At 41.8% G+C, this 6000-nt stretch carries 4 protein-coding genes; all 4 read left to right on the top strand.

Going from position 1 to position 6000, the window contains the following annotated elements; all coding sequences use genetic code 11:
* Positions 1-381: 381 nt before the first annotated feature.
* Positions 382-1683: a hypothetical protein gene (locus NCI00_RS28340; RefSeq protein ID WP_253533221.1), complete on the top strand. Its 1302-nt coding sequence runs from the start codon at positions 382-384 to the stop codon at positions 1681-1683.
* 479 nt (positions 1684-2162) lie between these two features.
* Positions 2163-4595 (top strand): TonB-dependent receptor domain-containing protein, encoded by a 2433-nt coding sequence (locus NCI00_RS28345; protein ID WP_253533222.1) that lies wholly within the window; start codon positions 2163-2165, stop codon positions 4593-4595.
* A gap of 25 nt (positions 4596-4620) precedes the next feature.
* Positions 4621-5298: a response regulator transcription factor gene (locus NCI00_RS28350; protein ID WP_253533223.1), complete on the top strand. Its 678-nt coding sequence runs from the start codon at positions 4621-4623 to the stop codon at positions 5296-5298.
* Positions 5295-6000, top strand: a 706-nt coding sequence (locus NCI00_RS28355; RefSeq protein ID WP_253533224.1) for a DUF8486 domain-containing protein, incomplete at its 3' end; no start/stop codon positions are given. The genes NCI00_RS28350 and NCI00_RS28355, both read left to right, overlap by 4 nt.

The following is a 6000-nucleotide window of genomic DNA, read 5'->3' on the forward strand; positions in this document are numbered from 1 at the left end:
GGTTGAAGCCTTTGAAAACGCTTTAAAATTTATGTGTGTACAGGATGTGTGTACGCAGTGTATGTACAGATGTTGTTTTGTAAAGGTGTGAAGAAAAAATACAGTGTAGAACTACGATTATATCGGCAGTTCTAAAGCTCTTGAAACTACATACTTTCTTAACAAGTCGATGAAGAAATGCTGTCAGATACTTAATGTGTAGAAACCAGGTATAAAATCTCGGATTCTGCATTTGATTTGTAAAAAAATGATGAAATTTGAATCTATCCATCATCTCCAACGACGAACAGATTGATAATGCAGAAAGATTTGAGCGGCTCTACACAAAAGTTTTTAGGTCTCCCTGGACTACGATCTGAATACGGGAAAATGCGGCAACAGATGAACAGTACATTACAGCGATACATCTTTATTGGACTGATACTCTGCCTTCTGTTCTCAGGGTGCTTCAAACGCGAACCCGAGCCCGATCCTTACCCAAAAATAACCCGTATCTGGGCTGATCCGTCGGAGTCCTCCATTACTCTGCAATGGAAATATGATTACTCCTCAACCCCTAACGAGCCGTCAACCATACCGTTAGTTGAACCTGAACATATAGAAATATATTTTGGCGAGTCTCCCACGGAATTGTCGCTCTACAAAACACTTGAAAAGACCGACTCTTTACTTCAGTTTACGGGGCTGGTTACGGGCAAGCCCTACTACTTTAGTGTCCGATTGATCGTTAACAACGCTTTTCGCTCTTCAGCGTCAGGGGTAATGGCAATTCCCAGCAAATTCAATCCGTTGAAACGGATACATTTGCCCAAGGACATCAGCACGTTTAACAAAAATTATCTGATATACATAGCTTACTTTCCAGATACCACGAAGTTACTGGTCAGCTATTGGGACGCAGGTACCTATTTCCACAATTTAAAAACAAATCGATGGGTAAAACTAACTGAACGAACAGGATACCCAGCTTGGGATAGGTCGAATAAAAAAGTGGCTATTGGCCGAAATTATGGGGACTTCAAATCTACCCCCGCGTTTATTGATATTTTTGATTATAGTAAGTGGCAGGACAGCATTGCATTGATGAAAAGTATCCAACTTCCGAGTTCATGGCTGGCAGGTTATATTTGGAGTAGGGATGAGAAGTCAATCCTTCTGAATATACCCATTCCCTCTCCATCACCCATCCACCAACTTTTTATTTCCAATGACAGTCTTGTCGTACTGGGTGCCCCTACAAGATATAACAAGCATAGTTTTGTATGGCTTGATGACAATCGCCTGCTACTTGGAGGGTTTACCAGTTTGAATGGAGGCGTCTATAATTACAGAAGTGATGTTGTGGCGGCAACTTCAAGCTCCACCGAACCCATTACTTACAACTTACCAAAAGGCATTTATGAAAGCTTGCCCGAGCATTCCCAATTACATGAAATGGGTTTTCTAACACCCGTAAATCAGGAATCCTCAAAAATAGCATATATCGATAAGGTATCTGGATATGCTTCCGTGTGGTTGTATGACATGGTAGCCCGAAAAGCCCGGCCACTGACCAAACGATTAAGTAACAGCCCGATTGTGGTTCATGGTTTACAATGGAATGAATACTATAAAACACTCAATTTGTATTATTCCGATTATTCAGCAGACGCTGTTGTAAATGCGTATACTATTCCTTTTTAGCTACCTTTTAGTAACCCTCCGCATTTATCTGGGCTTTTTTATAAAATCAAGATTAAATAATTTTTGTGATATACTAGAGAAATCAAGGCTTTAACTGACAAAAAGATTGAAACAACCTTGGTAAATCCAGAGATTAAAACTTTTCATTACTAACTTTCTCTTGACTCGCTTATGAAAATCTCATGTTTGAAACTATTCGTGAATTGAGGGACACTTACCCAAATATAATAGGGGTTACGTTTCTGGAATGACCGTTCCTGATTTCTAACCCCTGCCACCCAAAATGTACCAAAATAAACCAGTGTTTCAATAGGTATACCTCCCGCAAAAGCGACCTGCAATGCAGTTTTCTAATGAATTTTATGTTCAATAAAATACGGTTTGAGACTGAAAGTTTATGTGCAAGGCCCCTTCACGGAAATAAAATTTAAAATTTCTTTAAAATTGGGAATCACCTTTAAGCCATAAATCTTAACAATATGGCACAGAGACCCCAATTGATTTCATTGAAATGTACATTTTGGCTTGGCTTATTCCTGATGAGTCAAACGTCGCTTTTTGCCCAATATAGCGCCGTTACTGTTTCGGGAATAGTCAAAGATTACCAAACCAAGGCCATTGTTCCTTTCGTCAATGTCATTATCAAAAATGCCCAAGACAGTTCTTTTGCCGCAGGAACCATCACCAGCGATGACGGGCGTTTTACACTGGTAAAAATCAAACCCGGAAAGTATTCATTGCAATTTTCTTCCATAGGCTATGTTTCAGGGCAGCAACCGCTTTTTGTCGGAAATTTATCGGAATTCATTGATTTAGGCATTATTGAACTGCAAACCGATACCCGTATGCTCAATGAAGTGGTCGTTACGGGACAGGCCGATGAAATTCAGGAGAAATTAGACCGAAAGACGTTTTCAGTGGAAAATAATATTTCTCAGAGCGGCGGTTCGGTCTTGCAGGTAATGCAAAATCTGCCGGGCATTACGGTGCAGGAAGGCAAGGTAATGCTTCGGGGAAGCGATAAAGTAGCGGTGTTGGTCGATGGCAAACAAACCGCACTGACGGGTTTTGGCAATCAGACGAGTCTGGACAACATTCCCGCCTCGGCCATCGACAAAATTGAGATCATCAACAATCCTTCCGCCAAATACGACGCCAACGGCAATGCGGGAATCATCAATATTATTTTCAAAAAAAATAAGCAGGAAGGATTCAACGGCAAAGTGGGAATGATGGCGGGCTTAGGGGCGTTGTGGATAAAAAGAGGCAACCTGCCCGGTATTCGTTCTCAATTTCAAAATACCCCAAAACTTAATCCGTCGCTGGCCCTGAATTACCGTAAAAAGAATATCAACACTTTTTTTCAGGGCGATGTGTTATACACGCCCACCCTCAGCAAAAACGAGTTTGTTACGCGTACCTACGATACAGGCGAAGTGATCAACCAACAAACCAAACGCAACCGAAAAACGACCATCAGCACATTACGCGCAGGAATGGATTGGACGATCAATCCCAATAACCTATTTACCATTTCGGGACTGTTCAGCAGTGAAAAGATATTGGATGATGGCGATGAGCCTTTTTTCAATCAAACCCTGACGGAGCGCAAACGTCTGTGGCAATTTTTGGAAGATGAATTAAAAACCACCGTTACTGCGGCCTCTTCCTTTCAGCACAAATTCAATCAGCCTGGGCGCTTACTTAACTTTGGACTTAACTATACTTTTCACCGTGAAGATGAAAAGTATTTTTTTACCAATATCATGCCTACCTTCACGGGTTTGGATGCGTTCAAACTGCTGTCAGATGAGCACGTTATCGACTTTACGGTTGATTATGTACGTCCACTACGATACGGTCGTTTGGAAGGGGGAATGAAATATCGTTGGCGACAAATTCCCACCAATATGCAGTTTTTCCCAGGGCAAAATTCACCCTTAGATGTCAACGCGGGAGGAAAGGCTACTTACGAAGAAAATATTCCAGCACTGTATGGCAATTACGTCTATGAGAACACAAAGGTAGAACTGGAGGCGGGACTTCGTATGGAATACGTGGATGTTCGCTACCTTGTCGACCCCAATCACAACACCTATAAAAGTGACGGTTATCACTACACACAGCCGTTTCCTAACTTACGAATGGCTTATAAAATCAATGAAAGCAACAAAATTTCTCTATTTTTCAATCGCCGCGTAGATCGACCCAATGAAGTAGATATTCGGGTATTCCCCAAGTACGATGACGCCGAAATCATCAAAGTGGGAAATCCCGCTTTAGCGCCACAGTTTACTAACACATTGGAACTGGGTTACAAAACCAATCTAGCAAAAGGCTACCTGTACATGGCTGCCTATCATCGTATGGCAAAGGGCACCATTACCCGCATTGCGAGCATCGTTTCTGGTAGTACATTAATCTATTCCATTATGCAAAACGCCGGCAAAAGCTACAATACAGGCTTGGAATTGATGTGGTCGCAGGAAATGTCTAAATGGTTTTCGTTTAACCTGAACCTTAACGGTTACCGTAATCAAATTAACGCTTTCAGTGTAATAAACAAATATCCTGCGCTCAATACATTTACCGCCCCTACCGAGCAACTTCTATCGGGCAATGTAAAATGGAATGGCCTGTTTCGTTTACCAAAACAAATTGATCTGCAAATAACCGCCGTTTACTTAGCCCCCGATTTGATTCCGCAGGGAAAAATAGGGCAGCGTTTTTCGTTGGATATGGGTATAAAAAAGTCAATGCAGAACGGTAAACGGGAGTTTTACTTCAATGCCACCGACCTGCTGAACACGATGCAAATCAAAAAAAATATCCAAGGTGCCGGTTTTAACTATATTAGTACAGACTATTACGAAACCCAGGTGGTTAGAGTAAGCTATAACTATAAATTTTAATGGAACCTGAACGCGAGGCTTATCTATGAAACTATTGCTGATTGAGGATGAACCGTTGCTACTGGATGAAATGGACGCTTATCTGACGGAGCAGGGGTATCGTTGTGAAAAAGCGATGTCCTTTGAAGCGGGAGAGGATAAAATAGCATTGTATGAGTATGATGTCATTATTCTGGATATTACATTGCCTGGAGGCAATGGCCTGAATCTGCTGCAAATGCTCAAAAAGCAGCATAGCGAAGCCGGCGTCCTGATCGTTTCAGCCAAAGATTCATTGAACGATAAATTAACTGGGCTTAATCTCGGAGCCGACGATTATATCACCAAACCTTTCCACTTGGAAGAACTGAATGCGCGGGTCAATGCGCTGGTAAGACGAAAATTATTCAAGGGAAATGCGCAAATTATCGTGGACGACCTGATCATTGACCCCATTGCAAAAACGGTTTTCTATCAGGGAGCGCTCGTCAATCTTACCAAAAAAGAGTATGAACTGCTGCTCTATTTTATTGTCAACAAAAATCGCGTGGTCAGCAAGCAATCCATCGCCGAGCACCTGTGGGGAGATCATTATGACATGGCCGATAATTTCGATACCGTTTATGTGCATACGATGAATCTGCGTAAAAAAATCGCGGCACATACGGGAATCGACTACCTCAAAACAGTCTATGGAATGGGTTATAAATTTACTTCGGCGTGAAACTGCTCTCTAAAACCACGCAAAATTTTTTGCTGGCAATGGCCGTCATTTTATCTATTGCGGGCATTGCTTTGTATCTGTTATTAAGGCAAGAAGTAACGGATGAAATCAAAGAACAGCTTGAATTACAGGCTGAATTAATCGCTGACCAAGTGGCACGAGGCAAAACAGTTAATTTTCCCCTTACCTCAGTCTCTGAAGTTTCCGCTGCATTTGCTGCCAACAAGCGTTTGGGAGATACGTTGATTTTCGACCGTTTGCAGCATAAAAACGAAGGCTATTATTATTTGACCCTCGTCAAAAATGTCAACCAACGTAATTATCGGATTTTGGTCATGACCTCTTACATTGGCTGGGAAAGGTATTACAAGACCATTTTTATCTCCTTTTTAGGCGTGGCTTTATGGATGGCTTTCTTTGGCGTTTTGATCAATTATTACTCCAATCGAAAAATTTGGCGACCGTTTTTCATGAACTTGGAAAATTTAAAACAATTCTCGGTTCGCTCGGCTCAACCGCTGCACTGGCATGATTCTACGATCACCGAATTTAAAGAATTGCAGTACTCGCTCAAAGACCTCACCGAGCGCAGTCGCCGCGAATATTTGGCACTACGGGAATTTACGGAGAATGCTTCGCATGAAATTCAAACTCCGTTGGGAATTATTCAATCCAAATTGGACCGAATGAGTCAATTGGAGG

The sequence above is a fragment of the Runella salmonicolor genome (genome assembly GCF_024158025.1).
GTDB lineage: Bacteria > Bacteroidota > Bacteroidia > Cytophagales > Spirosomataceae > Runella > Runella salmonicolor.

Excerpts from the sequence above, each read along its gene's own strand:
- NCI00_RS28340 (WP_253533221.1), top strand. The coding sequence starts at position 382 with ATGAACAGTACATTACAGCGATACATCTTTATTGGACTGATACTCTGC.
- NCI00_RS28350 (WP_253533223.1), top strand. The coding sequence starts at position 4,621 with ATGAAACTATTGCTGATTGAGGATGAACCGTTGCTACTGGATGAAATG.
- NCI00_RS28345 (WP_253533222.1), top strand. The coding sequence starts at position 2,163 with ATGGCACAGAGACCCCAATTGATTTCATTGAAATGTACATTTTGGCTT.